At 36.1% G+C, this 21183-nt stretch carries 20 protein-coding genes; 16 read left to right on the forward strand and 4 right to left on the reverse strand.

Annotated elements, in window-relative coordinates; genetic code table 11:
* The first annotated feature begins 140 nt into the window (after positions 1-140).
* The 11 genes from BLR30_RS03000 (at position 141) to BLR30_RS03050 (ending at position 10462) form a co-directional block, all read left to right on the forward strand.
* A complete protein-coding gene (locus BLR30_RS03000; RefSeq protein ID WP_089854463.1) occupies positions 141-1367 on the forward strand; it encodes a TolC family protein in 1227 nt (408 codons plus the stop codon).
* A 3-nt stretch (positions 1368-1370) separates the two neighbouring features.
* Complete coding sequence (locus BLR30_RS03005) at positions 1371-2507, forward strand: efflux RND transporter periplasmic adaptor subunit (RefSeq protein ID WP_089854466.1); 1137 nt, start codon at positions 1371-1373, stop codon at positions 2505-2507.
* Between the two features lie 46 nt (positions 2508-2553).
* Entirely contained in the window at positions 2554-3021 is a 468-nt protein-coding gene (locus BLR30_RS03010) for a heme-binding domain-containing protein (protein ID WP_089854469.1), read from the forward strand.
* Positions 3022-3094: 73 nt separating this feature from the next.
* Positions 3095-5590, forward strand: coding sequence for a cation-translocating P-type ATPase (locus BLR30_RS03015; RefSeq protein WP_089854472.1), 2496 nt, complete (start codon positions 3095-3097; stop codon positions 5588-5590).
* 60 nt (positions 5591-5650) lie between these two features.
* Positions 5651-6040, forward strand: coding sequence for a hypothetical protein (locus BLR30_RS03020; protein WP_089854475.1), 390 nt, complete (start codon positions 5651-5653; stop codon positions 6038-6040).
* A gap of 80 nt (positions 6041-6120) precedes the next feature.
* Positions 6121-6567, forward strand: a complete 447-nt coding sequence (locus tag BLR30_RS03025; protein WP_089854477.1) for a thioredoxin family protein — start codon at positions 6121-6123, stop codon at positions 6565-6567.
* Positions 6568-6571: 4 nt separating this feature from the next.
* Complete coding sequence (locus BLR30_RS03030; protein WP_089854481.1) at positions 6572-7501, forward strand: FAD:protein FMN transferase; 930 nt, start codon at positions 6572-6574, stop codon at positions 7499-7501.
* Positions 7502-7619: 118 nt separating this feature from the next.
* A complete protein-coding gene (locus BLR30_RS03035) occupies positions 7620-7847 on the forward strand; it encodes a DUF4266 domain-containing protein (protein ID WP_089854484.1) in 228 nt (75 codons plus the stop codon).
* A gap of 30 nt (positions 7848-7877) precedes the next feature.
* Positions 7878-9068 carry a DUF3570 domain-containing protein gene (locus tag BLR30_RS03040; RefSeq protein WP_089854488.1) on the forward strand — a complete coding sequence of 397 codons (1191 nt, stop codon included), beginning with the start codon at positions 7878-7880 and terminating at the stop codon, positions 9066-9068.
* 6 nt (positions 9069-9074) lie between these two features.
* On the forward strand, positions 9075-9836 hold the full coding sequence (locus tag BLR30_RS03045) for a phosphatase PAP2 family protein (RefSeq protein WP_089854491.1): 762 nt from the start codon (positions 9075-9077) through the stop codon (positions 9834-9836).
* 110 nt (positions 9837-9946) lie between these two features.
* Entirely contained in the window at positions 9947-10462 is a 516-nt protein-coding gene (locus tag BLR30_RS03050; protein ID WP_089854654.1) for a thioredoxin family protein, read from the forward strand.
* A 50-nt stretch (positions 10463-10512) separates the two neighbouring features.
* Here the strand turns inward: BLR30_RS03050 and BLR30_RS03055 are convergent, their stop codons facing one another.
* Positions 10513-10908, reverse strand: coding sequence for a DUF7674 family protein (locus tag BLR30_RS03055; RefSeq protein ID WP_089854494.1), 396 nt, complete (start codon positions 10906-10908; stop codon positions 10513-10515).
* Between the two features lie 304 nt (positions 10909-11212).
* On the opposite strand from BLR30_RS03055, the gene BLR30_RS03060 reads away from it, so the two are divergent.
* From BLR30_RS03060 to BLR30_RS03075, 4 genes are all read left to right on the forward strand, one after another.
* Positions 11213-12226 carry a nucleoid-associated protein gene (locus tag BLR30_RS03060; protein ID WP_089854496.1) on the forward strand — a complete coding sequence of 338 codons (1014 nt, stop codon included), beginning with the start codon at positions 11213-11215 and terminating at the stop codon, positions 12224-12226.
* Positions 12227-12530: 304 nt separating this feature from the next.
* A complete protein-coding gene (locus tag BLR30_RS03065; protein WP_089854499.1) occupies positions 12531-14723 on the forward strand; it encodes an ATP-binding protein in 2193 nt (730 codons plus the stop codon).
* Positions 14724-14747: 24 nt separating this feature from the next.
* Positions 14748-15302: a biliverdin-producing heme oxygenase gene (locus BLR30_RS03070; RefSeq protein WP_089854503.1), complete on the forward strand. Its 555-nt coding sequence runs from the start codon at positions 14748-14750 to the stop codon at positions 15300-15302.
* A gap of 204 nt (positions 15303-15506) precedes the next feature.
* Entirely contained in the window at positions 15507-16433 is a 927-nt protein-coding gene (locus BLR30_RS03075; protein ID WP_089854506.1) for a malate dehydrogenase, read from the forward strand.
* Positions 16434-16591: 158 nt separating this feature from the next.
* On the opposite strand, the gene BLR30_RS03080 is transcribed toward BLR30_RS03075, so the two are convergent.
* The 3 genes from BLR30_RS03080 to BLR30_RS03090 all read right to left on the reverse strand — a co-directional run bounded on the left by BLR30_RS03080 (position 16592) and on the right by BLR30_RS03090 (position 19280).
* A complete protein-coding gene (locus BLR30_RS03080) occupies positions 16592-18304 on the reverse strand; it encodes a S41 family peptidase (protein ID WP_089854509.1) in 1713 nt (570 codons plus the stop codon).
* A gap of 76 nt (positions 18305-18380) precedes the next feature.
* A complete protein-coding gene (locus BLR30_RS03085; RefSeq protein ID WP_228400689.1) occupies positions 18381-18920 on the reverse strand; it encodes a GNAT family N-acetyltransferase in 540 nt (179 codons plus the stop codon).
* Positions 18921-18956: 36 nt separating this feature from the next.
* Entirely contained in the window at positions 18957-19280 is a 324-nt protein-coding gene (locus BLR30_RS03090) for a hypothetical protein (RefSeq protein WP_089854515.1), read from the reverse strand.
* A gap of 249 nt (positions 19281-19529) precedes the next feature.
* Between BLR30_RS03090 and pafA the strand changes: the two genes are divergently transcribed.
* Positions 19530-21176, forward strand: a complete 1647-nt coding sequence (gene pafA / locus BLR30_RS03095) for an alkaline phosphatase PafA (protein WP_089854518.1) — start codon at positions 19530-19532, stop codon at positions 21174-21176.
* Positions 21177-21183: the final 7 nt, after the last annotated feature.

A 21183-nucleotide genomic window follows, 5' to 3' on the forward strand; every position in this document is an offset into this window, starting at 1 on the left:
GAAATCAAAATATTGATTTTAATTAAGGTCTTTAAGCCTTAGTCTGTTAAATCTTAATTTCTCAATGTTGGAAATATTCAAAAATCTAAATAAATTTTAATTCTTTAAATGAAAATCTTTAAAGTAATATTTAATACCAAATGAAAAATAATCATAAAAATATAATTGCTGTATTGGTTGTACTATTCATCGTAGCAGGAATCGGAATTAAAGCACAGACACCCATCAATCTTCAGACTGCGATTAATACCGCTCTGGAAAACAACAGAAATCTTAAAAATGAAAGACTGAAATCGGAATATTCAAAAGCATTAATAAAATCTTCAAATGATATTCCGCAAACGGGAGTAAGTTTTGATTATGGGCAGATCAACAGTGCCTACAATGACATGAAATTCGGGATTTCACAGAATATTGCCTTTCCTACAGTGTATAAAAAACAGAAAAATGTGTACACCGAAGAATGGAAAAAGTCTTTGCTAAACGTTTCTTTTAAAGAATATGAATTGAAAAAAGCCGTAAGTCTTACCTTTTATAATATTCTCTACTGGAAAGAAAAAGAGAAGCTTCTCCGCGAAACTTTAAAGCTCTACACCGATTTTCTGGACAAAGCAAATATCCGTTTGAAAGCAGGTGAAAGCAATATCCTGGAAAAAACAACGGCTTCCAATCAAAAATCGGCCATAGAAATTCAACTAAAGCAATTACAACAGGAACTTTCTGTTCTGGGACACCAGTTTCAGTGGCTGTTGAATACGGAAACGGATTTTATCCCAGAAGATGAAAATAAAATTAATGCAGAAATTCAGCGGGAGTTGAGTACACATCCTTTTATCAAAATGCAGCAGCAGCAGAAAAGTGTTTCTGAACAGCAAACGGCTCTTGAAAAAGCAAAGTTACTTCCCGGTTTGCAGATTGCTTACAATCTTAACAGCTTCAGGGGCATGGGTGCCGATGATAAAATCTATAGTTCTGCACCGCAGTTTCATTCTGTACAGTTGGGTGTTTTGATTCCTGTTTTTTCGTCAGGACAGAAAGCTAAAATTCAGGCTGCGAAAATCGCTGAATCCGTTGCTGAAAACGATTTGAGAAATACGGAATTCAACCTGCAGAATCAGCTTAAAAAAGCCCGTGAGATTTATCAGTCCAATCTTGAAATTGTTTCCAAATACGAAAATTCTGACCTTAAAAATGCTGATGTCATTACAGAAACTGCAAAAAAACAATTTATCGGCGGCGATATTAATTATCTTGAGTTTGTTATATTGGTCAATCAGGCGGTACAGCTTAAGAACAATTATACCGACGCAGTCTGGAAACTCAACCAAAGCGCTATTGAACTGGAATACCTTACTTTAAATCCATAAAAAATGAAATCAATTTCAATATATACATTATTAATCAGCCTTTTTATATTCATTCAATGTAAAAAGGAAGAAGCACAGAATCAGGAAAAAAATATTCCACAGGACGAAAATGTGGTTACTTTAACCGACTCTCAGCTGAGAAACGCGCCCATAGAAACAACAACGCTTTCTTTACATAATATTTCTTCGGTTTTAAAACTTAATGGAATGATTGATGTTCCGCCACAAAATCTTGTTTCTGTGAGTATTCCATTAGGCGGATATCTTAAATCGAGCAGTCTGCTTCCGGGAAAACCGGTTTCAAAAGGCCAGGTGATCGCAGTGATCGAAAATCCTCAGTTTATCCAGCTTCAGCAGGATTACCTGATGGCAAAGTCTAAAATGCATTTTGCACAACTGGACTATAACCGACAAAAATTACTCAACCAAAGCCAGGCCACCAGCGATAAGGTGATGCAACAGGCTCAGTCGGAAATGAATAACCAGAAAATTGTAATGAATTCTCTGGCGCAGCAGCTCCGTCTTATCAACATCAATCCGGAATCTCTGAATTCAGGAAATATAAAAAAGAACGTTCCTGTTTACAGCACCATTAATGGATTTGTGAGCAAAGTAAATGTGAACATCGGTAAATATGTAAATCCGTCTGATGTACTTTTTGAACTTATTAATCCGGACGATATTCATCTCAATCTCAAAGTATATGAAAAGGATCTGGAAAACCTCCGGAAAGGACAGCGCTTTGCGGCTTACACCAATACAGAACCTGATAAAAAATATTACGGCGAAATATTGTTAATAAGTAAAGATGTTAATCCCGGAGGTTGGGCAGAAGTACACTGCCATTTTGAAAAATACGATCAAAGTCTTGTTCCGGGAATGTATATGAATGCTGAAATAGAAACAAGCACTTCTTTTTCCAATGCGGTTTCTGAAGAGAGTATCGTCAATTTTGAAGGAAAAGATTTTGTTTTTGTGGAAGATAAAAAGCAAACCTACAGATTGACTCCCGTTACATTAGGGGAAACCGAAAACGGATTTGTGCAAATCGTCAATTCTGATGATTTTAAAAACAAAAAAATAGTCACCAGAAATGCTTATACCCTTCTCATGAAACTTAAAAATACCGAAGGCGAATAAGAGAGGACTAAATACGTATTTGGTAAAACAATTAAATTTTAAAACAATGAAAAAATCATCTTTAATAAAAATCGGAGCAGGCTTTATCATCATATTATTGATTGTAATTCAGTTTGTTGATGTCGAGAAAAATGTAGAAATTGCTCCTTCAGAAAATGCCATTGAAAAGCATTATCCTGTACCGAATCATGTACAGAAACTTTTAAAAACAAGCTGTTATGATTGTCATTCTAATACGACGGTTTATCCGGTATACAATAATATCCAGCCAGTAAAATGGTGGCTGGCAGTTCATGTGAATTCAGGAAAACGGCATCTGAATTTTGATGAATTTAATACCTATTCTAAAGAAAAAAAGCTGAAGAAACTGGATGAGATCGCAGAAACCGTCAGAAGCGGAGAAATGCCGCTTACTTCCTATACATTTATTCATCACAATGCAAAACTGTCTGATGCTGAAAAATCAGAAATAGAAAAATGGGTGGCCGAAATGGAAAAACACATTGAACAATAGAATGTTAAAAAACAGAAAGAATATTCTGTTAGAACAAAAACATTCAGTAATTTTAATACTATATCCATTTCGCATGACTAATATACCGGAAAATTTAAAAGGTCTCACAGAAGCTGAAGTAGCAGTTTCCAGAGAAAAATACGGATATAACCGATTGGAGGCGGTTAAAAAAGAAACCTGGATAAATCTGCTCATTAATATTCTTAAAGAGCCGATGCTTATTCTTCTTATCTGTGTTTCTTTTATCTATGTGATTATTGGCGATTACGGGGAAGCGCTATTTATGTTTGCGGCTATCGTTGGGGTTACGGCAATTTCTTTTTATCAGGATAACCGAAGCAAAAAAGCTCTGGAAGAACTCGAAAAGCTTAATGAACCTTTAAGCAAAGTAATCCGCAATTCAAAAATTGTTAAAATTCCCACTTTTGAAATAGTTGTCGGAGATCTTTGCATTACCGAAGAAGGAAGTCTTATTAATGCTGACGGAAAAATTGTTCACAGCAACGATTTTTCCGTGAACGAATCCTCACTCACGGGAGAAAGTTTTTCTGTATTTAAGGATAGCACATCAGAAGATAACAAAGTGTATAGCGGTACCATCACCGTTTCAGGGCTGGCTGTTTTTGAAGTGGAACGTATAGGAAAAGAAACCCGGGTAGGAAAAATAGGTGAATCTATACTGAATATCAAAGAAGAAATCTCGCCTTTACAGCTTCAGATCAGAAATTTTGTGAAAGGGATGGCGATTGTCGGACTGATTATTTTTCTGGCAGTATGTGTGTTCAGCTATGTCAAAACACAAGATTTTGTTACCAGCTTATTGAGCGGACTTACCTTAGCAATGTCTGTGCTTCCTGAGGAAATTCCGGTAGCGTTTACGACTTTTATGGCTTTGGGAGCCTGGAAGCTGATGCGTGAAGGAATTATTATCAAACGGAGCAGTATCGTGGAAACTCTTGGGAGTGTCACTGTAATCTGTACAGACAAAACAGGAACGATTACAGAAAATTCCATGCAGCTGAAATATCTCTATGATTATCACTCTGATGAAATTTACGAACAGGAAAAATTTGATTCGGAAGAATTGAATGAGCTTATCGATTATGCTATGTGGAGCAGCGAGCCAGTACCATTCGATCCTATGGAAATAACGTTGCATAAAATTTACGAAAAAACACAGAATCCCGATAAAAGGAAAGATTATCAGTTGTTTCATGAATATCCGCTGGAAGGAAAACCGCCCATGATGACCCATCTTTTTGAAAATGAACTAAAAGACCGGATTATTGCAGCTAAAGGAGCTCCTGAAGCTATCCTGAATGTTTCTCAGCTTTCAGAAGAGGAAAAGAATAAGATTCGAAAAGTTATAAAAGAATTTGGTGAGCAGGGATATCGTGTTCTCGGTGTTGCCAAATCTCATTTGGAAGGAAATAATTTTCCTGAAAAACAACAGGATTTTATATTTGAATTTTTAGGATTGACTGTATTTTACGATCCTCCCAAAAAGGGAATTAAAAATGTGTTCCAGCATATTTATGATGCCGGTATCGACGTAAAAGTTATCACCGGAGATAATGCAGATACAACAAAAGCAATTGCATTGCAGGCAGGAATTAAAAATAATACTCCTGCCGTTAACGGAAGTGAAATTGCCACTGGTTCAGAAGAAAACCTGATTACACTTACAGAAAATACGGCACTATTTACAAGAATGTTTCCTGAAGCCAAGCTTAGAGTTATTAATGCTTTAAAAGCACACGGCGATGTGGTTGCCATGCTTGGTGACGGCGTGAATGACGGACCTGCCTTAAAAGCTGCTCATATAGGCGTAGCTATGGGAAATAAAGGAACTGAAATTGCCAAATCGGCCGCTGCTCTGGTGATTACAAACGATGATCTTGAAAAACTGGTGGTAGGGATTGCTGCAGGAAGAAGAATTTATGCCAATATTAAAAAAGCCGTTCAGTATATTATTTCCATTCATATTCCGATCATCCTTACAGTGTCTTTGCCGCTGTTCCTTGGCTGGGTATTTCCGCATATATTCACGCCGGTTCATGTCATTTTTCTTGAATTGGTCATGGGACCTACCTGTTCCATTGTTTATGAAAACGAACCCATCGAAAGAAATGCGATGCAAAAACCTCCGAGAAAACTTACCGATACATTCCTGAATCTGAAAGAACTTACAGTAAGTATTATTCAGGGATTGGTTATTACGGCAGGAATACTTTGGATGTATCAATATTCTGTTGCTATTGGAAATGATGAAGTCAGAACAAGAGCATTGGTTTTCTGCACATTGATATTTGCGAATATCTTGCTCAGCCTGGTAAACCGTTCTTTTTATTATAGTATTTTGGAGAGTTTTAAAAACCGTAATTATTTACTATCAGGAATTTCAGGACTGGTGCTGGTGTTAATGTTTTTCATTTTATATGTAAAACCGGTTTCCGGATTCTTCAGTGTAACCGCTCTTACCATAAAAGAATTAGGCCTTTCGCTTCTGGTTTCTGCCATTTCTGTACTCTGGTTTGAAGTTTATAAACTGTTTAAAAGACTTTCTTAAGAAATTATTAAACTTGAAAAAAATAATCATACATAATCAATTATTTTATAATTTTGATCTGTGAAAAAGTTGATTTCCATATTGTTGCTGTCTCTGTATTTGGTTTCTACAACCGAATTGTATCAGTTGCTGAAAATCCCGACTTTGATAGAGCATTACTGCGAGCATAAAAAACTGAATCCGGAAATGTCGCTTACCGCATTTCTGAAAACTCACTATGAAAATCCCGTGAAAGACGGCGATTTTGGTAAAGACCAGAAATTGCCCTTTATCATTCATACAACGCCGCTGGCATTGGTTTTTATAGTAGGAGATACTTTCAACTTTGAACTTAAAAATGACCATTTTAAACAAATAAAATCCAGGAAAATACCATCAAAAAATGACAGATTCTGTTATAAAGGTTTCCTGAGGACAGCCTGGGAACCTCCCAAATATTTGTTTTCATAATTCAGTTTGCATATTGGTTTTAAATATAAAATCAGGATATCTTAATTATTAAATACAAACTCATTATAAATTTTTAAATAATGAAAACAATATTTTCGGCCATATTAATGGTTGTATTTGCGATGGGCATTCATGCTCAAAATCGCTTAGAAAATGCAAAAAAACAAGCTTCAGACAATAAAGAACTTATTTTGCTCAATTTTTCGGGTTCAGACTGGTGCATTCCGTGCATTAAACTTCATAAAAACATTATCGGTTCAGATGAATTTAAAAAACTCGAAACAGATAATGTAGTGGTGTACATCAATGCAGATTTTCCGAGAAATAAAAAGAATCAGCTTTCTCCCGAATTGAAAAAGGAAAATGCTTCTCTCGCCGATCAGTATAATCCGAAAGGAATTTTTCCCTATACGATTTTACTAAATTCCGATGGGAAAATCCTGAAAAGCTGGGAAGGCTTACCGTCTGAAAATGCAACGGTTTTCGTCAGGGAGATCAGAGACATCAAAGACAATCAAAAACTGTAAAAGTATGTTAAGAGAATTCAAAAGACCTCAGAGATTAATGGGGAATGCTTTTGAAATTACCGTGGTAAGTGATGATGAAAAGACTGCAAACTTTCATATTGATGCTGCCATTGAAGAAATCCGTAGAATAGAAAAGCTGCTGACTACCTTCAGTGAGGAAAGCCAGACGAATCTCATCAACAAAAATGCAGGAATGCAAGCCGTAAAAGTTGACTGGGAAATCTTTGATCTGATCGAAAGAAGTCTGAGAATCAGTAAAATTACAGACGGGTATTTCGATATTTCCTATGGCGGAATTGATAAAAGTTTCTGGAATTTCGACAAAGAAATGAAACAGCTTCCTGATCCTGATTTGATTAAAAAACATTTGAAACTGGTCAATTATCAGAATATTATTCTTGACCGTGAAAATCGGACTGTTTTTCTAAAGGAAAAAGGGATGCGTATAGGTTTTGGAGGAATCGGAAAAGGCTACGCTGCAGAAATGGCAAAAAGAATGCTTCAGAATCGCGGAGTAACTTCAGGAATTGTCAATGCTTCAGGAGATCTGACGACTTGGGGAAACCAGGCCAACGGAAAATCCTGGACGGTCGGAATTGCCGATCCTGATAACTCTCGACAGCCGTTTTCTTATATGAATATCACGGATATGGCGGTCGCTACTTCCGGGAATTATGAAAAATTTGTCGTCATCAACGGTAAAAAATATTCTCATACCATCAACCCAAAAACAGGAATGCCTGTTTCGGGTGTCAAAAGTGTGACGGTTTTTTGTCCCAACGCTGAAATTGCTGATGCAATGGCAACTCCCGTAAGCATTATGGGAATTGATGCGGCACTCAATATGGTGAATCAGATCAATCATCTGGAATGTATCATCATCGACGATCAGGACAAAATTTACTCGTCACAGAACATTAACTTAAAAAATTAACCGGACAAGAACACAACAGATTTAGCATTAAAAAAATCAGTTTTTTGCTTATTAAGCTTAATTCAAAACGATTATTTGCTGATGTTAAAAGTGTACTTGATTAAAAAAAGAAATCAAAATGAAAAAATTCATAAAAATAGCGTGTGTAGTTTGTATCTCACTAACGATCGTATCCATGCAGTCCTGCACAACCGTAAAAGAATACGAAAAAAATAAGCTCAACGATGCCGAAATGGTACTGGGAAACAGAACTATTGAAAAAACCGAACTCAGCTTTCAGTCTTACAGAGAAGGCTCTTCGGGAGCCAATGCAGGAAAAGTAGGAGGTGGTTGCGGATGTAATTAAAACCAAGGGTAATTGTAAAAATTTAAGAAAATGAAAAAAATCATAATAAGTATCGTTACTCTTATCGGAATTTTTAATGCAAAAGCACAGGAAAATACAAATAATGAGCAGCCGAAGAAGCTTACTTTAGACGAAGCGAACTTAGTTTCCAGCTATTACAGGCAAGACGGGAACAATTCCGCAGTGACAGGGGGAATCGGAACTGAAAAACTGACAGATATCTCCAATGCCATTGATGTGACCATAGTAAAATATGATAAAAAAGACAGAAAAAATAAATTCGGATTAAGCGTAGGGATCGATCATTATACATCGGCATCTTCTGATATGATTGACCTGAAAGCTAATTCTTCTGCTTCTCATGGTGATACCAGAATTTATCCTGCATTGAGCTGGAGCCGTGAAAATGATAGCAAAGGAACAACTTTACTGGCCGGCATTTCTTATTCCGGAGAGTTTGATTATCAGTCTTTTGGTGCTAATATCGGGATTTCTCAAAAAACAAAGAACAGGATGGGGGAGTTTACCGCGAAATTTCAGGCGTATCTGGATCAGGTGAAACTTATTGCTCCAATTGAGCTGCGAACCAATGGAAGCACCGGCGGTGAACACGAAAATTACGGAACAAGCGGAAGGAATACATTTGCTTTGTCTTTGTCTTATTCTCAAATCATCAATCAGAACTTTCAGGTTGAGTTTCTGGCAGACGGAGTTCAGCAGACGGGATACTTGAGTCTGCCTTTCCATAGGGTTTATTTTGCCGATAATTCCGTTCATCAGGAAGCTTTACCGGATAAAAGATTCAAAATACCGTTGGGAGTACGAGCCAATTATTTCCTTGGGGATAAAGTGATTTTAAGAGCTTATTATCGTTATTACACTGATGATTGGGGCTTGAAATCAAATACATTCAGCCTGGAAACCCCTGTGAAGATTTCTCCGTTTGTGTCGGTAAGTCCGTTCTACAGATATTATTCTCAGACCGCGGCTAAATATTTTGCGCCTTATCAGCAGCACACGGCATTTGATGATTTTTATACCAGCAATTATGATCTGTCAAAATTCGACAGCCATTTTTACGGAGCCGGAATCCGGATCAATCCAAAAAACGGATTGTTTGGGGTAGAACGTCTCAATATGCTGGAAATCAGGTATGGACATTATACAAAATCTGTGGGAATGAAGTCCGATATTATTTCATTAAATTTAAGGTTCAAATAAAAGCCAATGAAACTAATAGCATTGGCTGCTTTAATCTGTTCAGGAATTTCCTTCGGGCAGGTTAAAGCAGATTCTTCAATATCTGTAGAAAACATTTCATATAAAGAAAATATTTATAAACCCGATTATAAAAAACTCATCGTACCGACCGTTTTGATCGGATACGGTGTGGTAAGCTTAACCTCCGATGCGCTTAAAGATCTCAACAGATCTACCAAATATGAAATAGGAGAACATCAGCCGAAGCATATTAAACTGGATAATTATACGCAATATCTTCCTGCAGTAATGGTTTATGGATACAATTTAGCAGGCATTAAAGGAAAGCATAATCTTAAGGACAGAACGATTATATACGGAACATCACAATTAATATCTGCTGCTTTTGTGCTGCCTTTAAAGCATATGGTAAAAGAAGAACGTCCGGATGGTTCAAATACGCTTTCATTTCCTTCGGGACATACGGCTGCAGCTTTTTCATCAGCTCATTTCCTTTTCAGAGAATATCAGGATGAGAATTTCTGGCTGGCGATTTCGGGATATCCTGTTGCCATTTTTACAGGCGTTTACCGTACTTTAAATGATAAACATTGGGTAGGGGATGTTGTAGCAGGAGCGGGATTCGGGATTTTAAGTACAGAACTGGCTTACTGGCTGTTCCCTGTCATTAGCAAAATGTTTAATAAAAAGGAATCTAAGAATTTTACTATGGTTTATCCGGTTTTAGAATCTAAAAATTTTGGAGCAGGATTGGTGCTGAATTTTTAAGTGTTGATTATTAGTTTGTTTTACTGTCAAATTGACATCAAAATAAAAAATATGATTTCAGTAAGCAGGAAAAAGTTTACATTCGTATGATTAATTTAAAAACCATTCAAATGAAATTTTCAAAAATACTTGTAATAGCAGGATTATTACTGTTTCAGTTAGGTTTTGCACAGGAACAAGCAGATGTTGTTCTCAAAAAAGCACTTACTGAAGCTCAGGCAAAGAATAAAAATGTATTTCTTATTTTTCATGCCTCTTGGTGCAAATGGTGCCACGTCATGGAGAAGAATATGAATCTTCCGGAAACAAAACCGATTTTCGATAAGAAATTTGTAACTGCTTACATAGATGTTCAGGAAATGGAAGACAAGAGAAGACTTGAAAATCCGGGTGGTGAAGAACTTATGACTCAATATAAAGGAAAGGATGCCGGACTTCCGTTCTGGCTGGTTCTGAATCCTCGGGGTGAAGTTATTGTCGATTCTTTTAATAATAAAAACGAAAATCTCGGCTGCCCTTCAACGGCTGAAGAAGTAGATATGTTTGCTTCAAAACTTAAGAAATCTTCTGCAATTAATGATAAAGAAATTCAGATTATAAAAGAGATTTTTATGAAGAAAAATTAAAATTCAGCGGCGAAACCAAAGGTTTCGCCGCTGAATTTTTTAGTACTGTCTTACTTCCCAAAGAATATTTTGTCCTGTTTTCGCTGATCGTTGTAGATCAACTGGAAATTGATGGGCATATATTGATAGAGAAGTTTCCAGTGTTGTATTTTAGCATGCTTTTTAAAACTTTCAAATGATCTCACAAAGAGATTTTCAATCATATCCCTTACATAAGAATCGCCATTTTTGTAGATCATGTCCATCAATTTGATGTGATGGGAAATAATATTGATTCTTGATTCCATCAGCAGGTTTTTCAGATAATTGATCGTACTTTGGATCACTCCTGCAAAATTATTTTGTATAGACAATTGGGTAATTTCGGTGCGAAGTCGCGGGTAAAAGAACTTTAGATATTCAATAGCAATTTTTTGATTAATCTTTTGCATCTGTGCATTCATCATATTTAATATTTATCGAGCAATTTTGTCTAGGCGAAAAGTGTACCAAAGTTTAGAAAAGATGAAAAAATAAATAGAATCTGTTTAAGATTTTACATTGATATCTGTTTGTGTTGGGAATTACGATGGTAATACTGTTCTATTATATTTTTAAATTGAATTAACTATTTGGTTATTAGTTGTTTGTGACTTGTAACTTTGTTTTAAATTAAAAAAATAAGTTCATGATGATAAGTCTTTTATCAGAATGAATAGTACTGATTGTCTGATTTAATTAATATCTTTGCAATCCAAAAATATTGAGGAGATGTTTTCAAAAATCGTAGTACACAGAGTCGGAAATAAAATCAACGGAGAATCATTAATGCTCTCTCAGGAAGAATTGCAGCTGGATGAAGGAATGGCAGAATTGCTTGAGAATTATTTTTTAGGGTCTTTCAAATCTGAGGAAACCTTCCATTTCTACAGTGATTCTTATCTTGTCAATAATCCGGTGTATAGCTCGGTGTCAGAGATTTTTGAAGATAAAGCCAAGTTTATGTGGGAATCCGAAAATATTGCCAAACATCTTTTTGAAGCAGCCGAAAACCCAAGAGTTCAGGGTGGCGAATTATTTATCGTTTACTTTGAAGACGAAAGGGAAGGAACAGAAAAAGTTGATAAGATCGGAATCTTTAAAACCGAAAAAAGAGAATCTTTCCTTAAAATTTCTCCGCAGGAAGAGACCTTTGAAATTGAAAAAGATCAGGGAATCGGTCTTTCTAAAATTGATAAGGCGGCTTTAATCTACAATAATGATAAAGAAACCGGATATATCCTTTCTGTTGTAGACAATAATAAAAACGGAGATATGTATTACTGGTTTGAGGATTTTTTAAAGGTAAAACAGCGTGACGATGAATATTTTCATACTCAGGAAGCCTTAATGGTTTACAAAGATTACATTACCAAACAATTACCTCAGGAATTTGAGGTTTCCAAAGCAGATCAGGCAGATTTTTTAAATAAGTCCATCAATTTCTTTAAAGAAAAAGAAGAATTCAAGCTAGATGATTTTGCAAATGAAGTGCTGGGTGATGAGCATGTAATCGAAAGTTTTAATAATTTTAAGACAGATTACGAACAGGATATGCAGATTAATATCGCCGAAGAATTTCCCATCAGTGAAGCTGCCGTGAAAAAAACACAAAGGCATTTCAAAAGTATTATCAAATTAGATAAAAACTTCCATATCTATATTCACGGAGATCGGAAAAAAATTGCTCAGGGAGAAGATGAACACGGGAAATATTATATGTTGTATTTTGAAAAAGAAGTATAACCTTCATTCAAAAAGACAGATTTTTTCAAATCAATTTTGTGCATGATGGAAATCCTTGATCGGTAAGACTTAAATCTGGTCAGAAGCTCTGGAGCATAATTGTTTTTTAATATATTTTCCGATATGTTTTTTTAGATTTAAATAAGTGTAATAATTGGTTTTCAGATGTTTAATCCTCTGTGGTTGCTTGTGAGAAAAGCCAAGTAAATAGTATTATGGAAAGCATTTTTTGTGGTATATCTTTCTATGTGAAAAGTGCCATACGTTTAAAATTTTTTCTATATTTGATTGTTCAAAATAAAATATGAATTTTGTAGAATGTCATGAAGAGCCTATCCATATTCCGGGCTATATACAAAGTTTTGGCTATCTGATTGGCATTGACGCAGAATCTCATTCCATCACTTTTTTCAGCAAGAATATCGAGGATATTTTTAACATCGAAAACGTTGAATTGCTTTTCGATAAAAAACTTACAGATTTTCCTGAAGTTTTCAAAACACTTATCAACTCTGATATTTATCGCTCACTTCCTAATTTTACGAGAAGGGAAAACGAAACTTTTTTTGATAAAATTTTTATCGAAGGAAAACAATTTCATTTGTCTGCCTTCAGAAGTAAAGGCAATATTTTCCTTGAATTTGAAAAAGTTCTTTTGAATCCTAATAAGCAGATTACCAATAAATACGATAATTTCTACATTGTAGATAATGATCAGGAAATATGGGATCAGCTTCTGAATACCCTATCCAATATTGTGAATTATGATCGCATGATGGTGTACAAATTCATGATGGACGGCTCCGGCAAAGTAGTGGCCGAAAAGACCAATGACAATTTAGAAAGCTATCTGGGTCTTCATTATCCGGAATCCGATATTCCGATACAGGCAAGGGAGCTTTATCTTAAAAAGAGAAAGAGAATTTTCAGTAATGTATATTCGGAACCGGTACCGTTATTAAGCAGGAATCTCGAAAATATAGATCTTACTTACAGCACTTCCCGCGGGATGTCGCCTATTCACGGGCAGTATATTAAAAACTCCGGAGCTTCTTCGAGCTTCAGTATTTCAATTATTATCGATGATTATCTTTGGGGACTGGTTACCTGCCAGAATTCCGAACCCAAGCATATTGATCTGGAAGACAGGGTACAGGCCGGAATTTTTACAGCATTGGCTTCAAATGCCTATTCATCATTCAAATCAAAAAATGAACTGAATTACCGTCTGCAACTGAATGAAAAATCTACGCAGTTAAAAACAGAATTTTTAAAGCATAATATTTTATTTGATTCTTTAACGGATAATAAGGCTGAAATCAGAGACTTCCTTGAAGCTGATGGACTAGCGGTCATTTCCGAAGAGAAAATCATTACGGATGGGGCTACACCTAATGTTGCCACTATCGAAAAAATAATAGAATGGGCGCATGAATATACAGAAGATAATATCTATCTGAGCAGAAGTTTCCTGAAAGATCATGGCGAAGAACTCGGGCTGGACGAAAGAGCTGCCGGTGTGGTCATCTATTTCGTGGAAAGAAGCAAAAATAATATACTTATTTGGTTCCGTAAAGAATTCGACGAGCATATCGACTGGGCCGGAAATCCGGAAAAGAATATCGAAGTAGTTTACCGTGATGGAGAAGAAAAAAAAATGGTTTCTCCAAGAACTTCTTTCAAGCTTTTTACAGAAGATATAAAGGGAAATTCCAAAAGATGGAGTTCCAGAAATATTGCTGCGCTACAGGCTGTACGGGATCTTATCTTAGAAACTTCACACAAAAATTATAATACGATCAAAAGGCTTAATGATGAGCTTAAGAAAGTAAACGAAGAGCTCGACAGCTTTTCTTACACGATTTCCCATGACCTTGGAACTCCGCTCACTGTCATGAAACTCAATGCGCAGATGCTGCTCAAGACACTCAACGACACTTCAGAAAAAAGTCGTAATAAGATCAATTCTATCATCGAGGAAATCGATAGTATGGCAGAAATGATGCATGATGTCTTACAGCTGAGCCGTGCAAAACATAGTGAAATTCAGCTTGAAGGTCTTGATACGCTTTATACCATCGAGAAGATTTGTGAGAATGCAAAAATTACGTTCGGTACGCCGGAAAGTGAAATAATCATCGGAGACTGCCCAAAAGTTCTTGCCGACAAAACCATGCTTCATCAGGCATTTTTAAATATTATTAACAATGCGATTAAATATTCTTCACAACAGGAAAATCCTAAAGTTGAGATTGAAGGTATTGAAGATGATGATATGGTGATTTACAGAATTTCAGACAATGGCATCGGTATCCCGCAGGAGAATAAACACAAGATGTTTAAAATCTTCAACAGAATGGATAATGCCAAGAAATTCAAAGGAAATGGAGTGGGATTGTCAATTGTTCATAGAATTATGAAAAGAATTGGCGGGAATGTAGACTATGAAAGCAGCCCGGCAGGCACATCATTCATTTTAACTTTTAAAAAACCTTAAATTTAGAGGAATACTTATATCCTTATGACGATATCGGAATATCTTAAACAAAATACGGCAGAATATCATGATGCTGCCGAAAAGCTATTTAATTCAGAAAAAATTTTTAATAAAACGTTTACGCTCGAAGATTATAAAAAAATAATTAACACCAATTATCTGATGCTTCTTCATTCGGAAGATAAGATCTTTGAAAAGCTTTCTGAAAGGTTCTCGGAAAAATTTCAGCTTAATGACAGGAAAAAACTTCCTTTAATTGAAGAAGATCTTAAAAGTCTCTCATTGAAAAGTACTGCTGCTTCACGCGAACTGGAATTTACGAGTGAAAAACAAGCCTTGGGTGCAATGTACGTGATAGAAGGCTCTACTTTAGGCGGAAATGTTATTGCCAAACAACTGTCTAAAACCGAAGGATTCGATGAGGTTACTTTCAATTTTTTTGGTTGCTATCAGGAAAATACAGGTGCCATGTGGAAAAATTTCAAAGAAGTTCTTGATGCGGAAGTTCCCGAAGAGCAATATGCTGAAGTGCTGTCAGGAGCAAAAAAACTCTACACATTCCTGCTGAATGTCAGCTAATCCTCCCTTTACATTCTAAATAACACGATTTGAATATAATTAAATTCCTGAAAGATTGCTCAATTTTTCAGGAATTGTTAAATTTGGGAGTTTTCAATTTTAGGCTAAACAAACAATTCAAATAAATAAATTTTAAAAGTTATATTATGAAACTGTAAAGTTCCATAATACCATTAAAAAACAATAAAAATAAATAAGTATATTATGAAAGTAACTGTAGTAGGTGCAGGCGCTGTAGGTGCAAGCTGTGCAGAATACATCGCAATGAAAAACTTCTGTTCAGAAGTAGTTTTAGTAGACATTAAAGAAGGATTTGCTGAAGGTAAGGCAATGGATTTGATGCAGACAGCATCTCTTAACGGATTCGATACGAAAATTACCGGAACTACAGGAGATTACAGCAAAACTGCAGGTTCTCACGTTGCGGTTATTACCTCAGGTATTCCAAGAAAACCGGGAATGACGAGAGAAGAACTAATTGGTATCAATGCAGGAATCGTAAAAGACGTTACTGAAAATTTAGTAAAACATTCTCCTGATGTAATCATTATCGTGGTTTCCAACCCGATGGATACAATGGCTTACCTTGTACACAAAACTTCAGGTCTTCCTAAGCACAAGATCATCGGAATGGGTGGGGCGCTGGATTCTGCAAGATTCAAATACAGATTGGCTGAAGCATTAGAAGCACCTATTTCTGACGTAGACGGTATGGTAATCGCTGCTCACAGTGATACAGGAATGCTTCCTCTATTGAGCAAAGCAACAAGAAACGGAGTTCCTGTAACTGATTTCCTTAACGCTGAACAGCAAAAATATGTAATTGAAGAAACAAAAGTAGGAGGAGCGACTCTTACCAAATTATTAGGAACTTCAGCCTGGTATGCTCCGGGTGCAGCGGTTTCTGTAATGGTTCAGGCTATCGCTTGCGATCAGAAAAAAATGATTCCTTGTTCTTTAATGCTTGAAGGGGAATACGGACAAAATGATATCTGCCTTGGTGTTCCTGCCATTATCGGGAAAAACGGAGTAGAGAAAATCGTAAATGTAACCCTTACTGCTGAAGAGCAATTGAAATTCGCTGAAGCAGCCAATGCTGTAAGAGAAGTGAATGGAGATTTGAAGTTTTAATACATAAACTTTATACCTTATATATAAACTCCGCGCCCGAAGGGCGCGGAGTTTTTGTATTATAATTTTCAAAAAAATTTAAATCAAAAAATAAGCTTTAAGCTCTGGCAATCTCCGATGGCGAAGCATCAAATTCTTTTTTAAAACCAAAAGAAAAACTATTTAATAGAATTTAACACCTTTTCAAATTCAAGATCACGACCATCAAGAATATCCTGATCTGTATATTTGATGAATTCGTTGACCCTGATTCCTGTTTGCTGCGTCTGTGTATTGTCAGGATAGAAAATCACATTTCCGGTAAATTGTAAAACGTAAGCTCCCGGAAGATTAATTTTAACGAGATCTCCGTCTGCACCTGAAGTCTGCTGGCCGATTGTCATGGATTTCGGGAAAATTTTCTGGAGGCTCATCGAATACCATTCACTTGCACTGCGGGTGTCAGGATTCACGAGGATGAAGACTTTTCCGGAATAAGGATGCATGGTTTTATCTTTAATTTCAGGATAATTATATTTGAGATCTCTGAGATAATAAGTTCCTAAATTTTTCAAATCGGGTTCATAATATTTATGAAAATAATTTTCGACAGGTGAGAAATATTTGTAAACATAATAAAAGACAAAACCTCCCCAATCCGGATACTCACGCATATCAAAAACAATAGCTTTTTTATGGGAAGCATCTTCTAAAATACTGTCCATTTTAGCATCTAATTTATCATCATCAACATTATTCATAAAATCCAGGGTTTGGTCAATCCTAAAATAGGCGATGTCTTTATTCGTTAGCCGGTGATTGTTTTTTTTACGGTTTTTATTGTTGATATAATTGATAATAATAGAAACCTGCGTTTTATCAGCGGCATTGATGAAAGGAATTTCTGTTGAGAATTTTCCTGAATTCGACTGCACGGTTAATTTTTTTGTGGGCAATTTATCAGGCCATATCAAATTGTCTTCATAGGTTGAGAGAACGTACAGCAGTTTTTGATGATTGGAAACAGGAACGAATTTACTTTTCTCCTTAATAATTTGAGTAATGCTTTTTCCGTTAATTTCCGTGATTTTATCACCTATTTTTATGTGGGCCTGATGACAAATTTCAGGAAAGATTAGATTCGTAACCAACAAATGATTGTCAACAATCTGGAAATCAAATGGTGCATAATAAGAGACATTAAACAATATCTCATCTCTGTAATTAAGCTGAGTGTAAAAGTTGAGGGCATGGCTGTCCTGAAACTGCGATACGGCTTTTGCAAGAACTACCTCAAAATCCTTCCGGGTTGTAGCTTTTACCGCTTCATCCAGTAAAATATTAAAATAAGAATCAAAATTTTTATCCATTAAATATTTGTGTGGAAAAAGATAATCGACAATGCCCTGTATTTTTGCCATCGTCAGAAGTCTGTATTTCAGAGGAAGATTGTCTTCTTTGGGAAACTCATACTTTTTCTCATCATTTACTGATTTTCCTTCCGGTAATAGTCCGTAGTCGAATCGGTATTTGTAGATGTTATTGAGCAGGTTTTTATTTTCGGGACTGATCTTTTTATTTTTCCGGAACCAGTCGAAATTTTGATTGACCGCAAGCACATCTTTTTTATTTTCAGTAATCGGCTCTGAAGAAAAATTGGTATCTAAATTTTGCATTAATAGTTTAATAACTTCATTAAAGCTTCCTTTAGGGTTTACTTTCTCAACATTCACCAGGAATAAACTGTCGGCATCAGTATTTCTGCCTGCCAGATCCGGATGGTAATATTTGATGAAATTCCATGTCTTGATAAAGTCCGCATATTGATTTTTCTGTGCGAAAATAGTTTGCTGAAAGGTTAGAAATACGATAAAAAGGATGATCTTTTTCATGATAATAAGTAGATTATAAATATATAATATAAATTTTAATTAAAAATATTTATTATCAAGAATCGGCGAATTGCCTTTATATCAATACATCATAACTCATAAACAAAGCCGTTTCAGTAGAATCATTGTATAGCTTAGTATTAATTCCGGTAATGGTAAACCCCGCATTCTGAAAGAATTTTATAGCCTGATAATTGGTATTCTGGGTTTCCATCTCTACTATTCTGCATCGTAGTTCACGAGCTTCACGGTTAACCGATTTTATGAGTAGCCTCCCGATATTTTGTCCTCTGAATGTTTCACTTACCAGTAAACTTTCAATGAAAAGACTATTGTTCCGCGCTTTGTAGTTACAAATTATCCATGCTATAAGCTCATCTTCATGGTATGCTCCAAAAGAATGCTTCTGCTCGATAATAGTATTCAGGTAGTGAATATCATCAGAATTTATTTCCCAGGTTTTTTTATAATGCTGTGGCTTTTCACGTAAGCTGAATTCAAAAGTATTTTCGACCTCAATTGCAGATACCACGAATATTTTATCTGTTGTATAACCGTTCATTCCCCAGCTAATGGTAGGGTTACCAGGCAGTTTTTCAAGTTTTTGGATCTGCATTATTGATGGTAAATAATTTTAGAACAGCTTAAATACCTAGCGGGTTGGTTTTGAACTGAACATATTGCCACCGGTAGCATAAAGAACGATCTGTAAAATAATCAGGGTAAGGATTACAAACACTCTTATCATAGCATTTTCAGAAAACCGGTTTCTGATAGCTTCCATATAGTTAATTTTTTCAATAGTAAATTCTTTAAGACGTTCGATGCTTGTGAATTCATTTACTTTATTTATATCCGATCTGATCTCAGCTTCATTAAGTGTGGTTGCTACATTGATAAGGTTGATGTTGCTTACAAAAAGCCATCCGAATAAAATAATAGAAAAGAATAAAAGAAAAGGTCGGAGAAGTTTCATTTGTTAAGTATTAATACAGATTTGATATTTTCCAAAAATAAGTAATTTGAAGCAAACTCTATACAAATAACATACCTTAAAGTTTATAAATAACACATTAATAAACTATTTGTTAAGGTTTTTAGTACTATTTCCTAATAAAAGCGCAAGTGATTTTAAAATTAAAACGTATTGCGGTGAAATTTAAATAAAATTTCACATACTAAAATATCAAAACCCTTACATTTGCCTCAATAAAATTTTTACTGAATGCTTAGGAAAATTTCGATCGCAGTGGCAGCTGTTTTGTCCGTTACGCCGATCAACGCGCAGAAGATTAAAAATTCCCAACTGCAACGGCCGAAACTTGTCGTAGGACTGGTGGTAGACCAGATGAGGTGGGATTATTTATACCGTTTTTACAATAAATATGGCAACGACGGTTTCAAAAGATTATTAAATACAGGTTACTCTCTGAATAATGTTCACATTCCTTATGTACCTACGGTTACGGCATTGGGACACACTTGTATATATACAGGTTCTGTTCCTGCCATTCACGGGATTGCAGGAAACGACTGGATGGATAAAGAAACCGGAAAAAACGTTTACTGTACTACAGATGAATCGGTAAAGCCGGTGGGGACAGCTAATGCAAAAGCGGGAAGTCATTCCCCGAAAAACTTATGGTCGACTACCATTACCGATGAGCTGAGAATGGCAACCAATTTCCAGGGAAAGGTGATTGGGGTTTCCCTGAAAGATAGAGCTTCTATTTTACCGGCAGGTCACACGCCGAACGGAGCCTTCTGGTTTGATGATTCCACCGGAGATTTCATCACCAGCAGCTGGTATATGAATGATCTTCCACAGTGGGTAAAAGCTTTCAATGCGCAGAAAATGCCGGATAAACTTATCGCAAACGGATGGAATACCCTGCTTCCGATCAGTCAGTACACAGAAAGCGCACCGGATAATTCTCCTTGGGAAGGGCTATTGGGAAGTGCGAAAGCACCGGTTTTTCCATACAGTAATTTAGCGGCAGATTATAAAGAAAAGAAAGACAATATCCGCTATACGCCTTTCGGAAATACCCTAACGCTGAAGCTCGCTGAAGCTGCCGTGGATGGTGAGAAACTGGGAGGAGATGACGTGGTAGATATGCTGGCGATCAATCTGGCATCTACGGATTATGCGGGTCATAAGTTTGGTCCTAATTCTATTGAGGTGGAAGATGTTTATTTAAGACTCGATCAGGATCTGGCGCAGTTTTTCAGTTATCTGGATGCAAAGGTGGGAAAAGGGCAATACACGGTTTTTCTTTCCGCGGATCACGGAGGTGCGCATTCAGTCGGATTTTTACAGGAGCATAAAATTACCACAGGATTTTTCGGTGATGGCATGGATAAAAACCTGAATGCTAAACTGAAAGAGAAATTCGGAGTAGATAAGCTCATCAACGCAATTGATAATTATCAGATCTATTTTGACAGAAAGCTTATGAGAGAAAATAATCTTGATCTGGATGCGATAAGAGATTTTACCATCAAAGAAATAGAGAATGATCCGGATGATCTTTACGCGGTTTCGGTGACAAAGGTTCAGGAATCAACCATTCCCGAGCCTATTAAGCAAAGAGTTATTAACGGAATCAACAGGCAGCGAAGCGGCGATATTCAGCTGATTTCACACGACTCTATGCTGCCGCCTTATTCCAGAACAGGAACAACACACAGTGTATGGAATTCTTATGATTCACACATTCCTTTGATCTTTATGGGGTGGGGAATTCAGCATGGTGAAAGCAACAAGGCTTATTTTATGACAGATATTGCCCCTACGGTTGCTTCGTTATTGAGAATACAATTTCCGAGTGGGAACGTAGGAAACCCTATTACGGAAGTGATCGGAAAATAATTTTGGT

This window comes from Chryseobacterium taeanense (assembly GCF_900099685.1).
Taxonomy (GTDB): Bacteria; Bacteroidota; Bacteroidia; order Flavobacteriales; family Weeksellaceae; genus Chryseobacterium; species Chryseobacterium taeanense.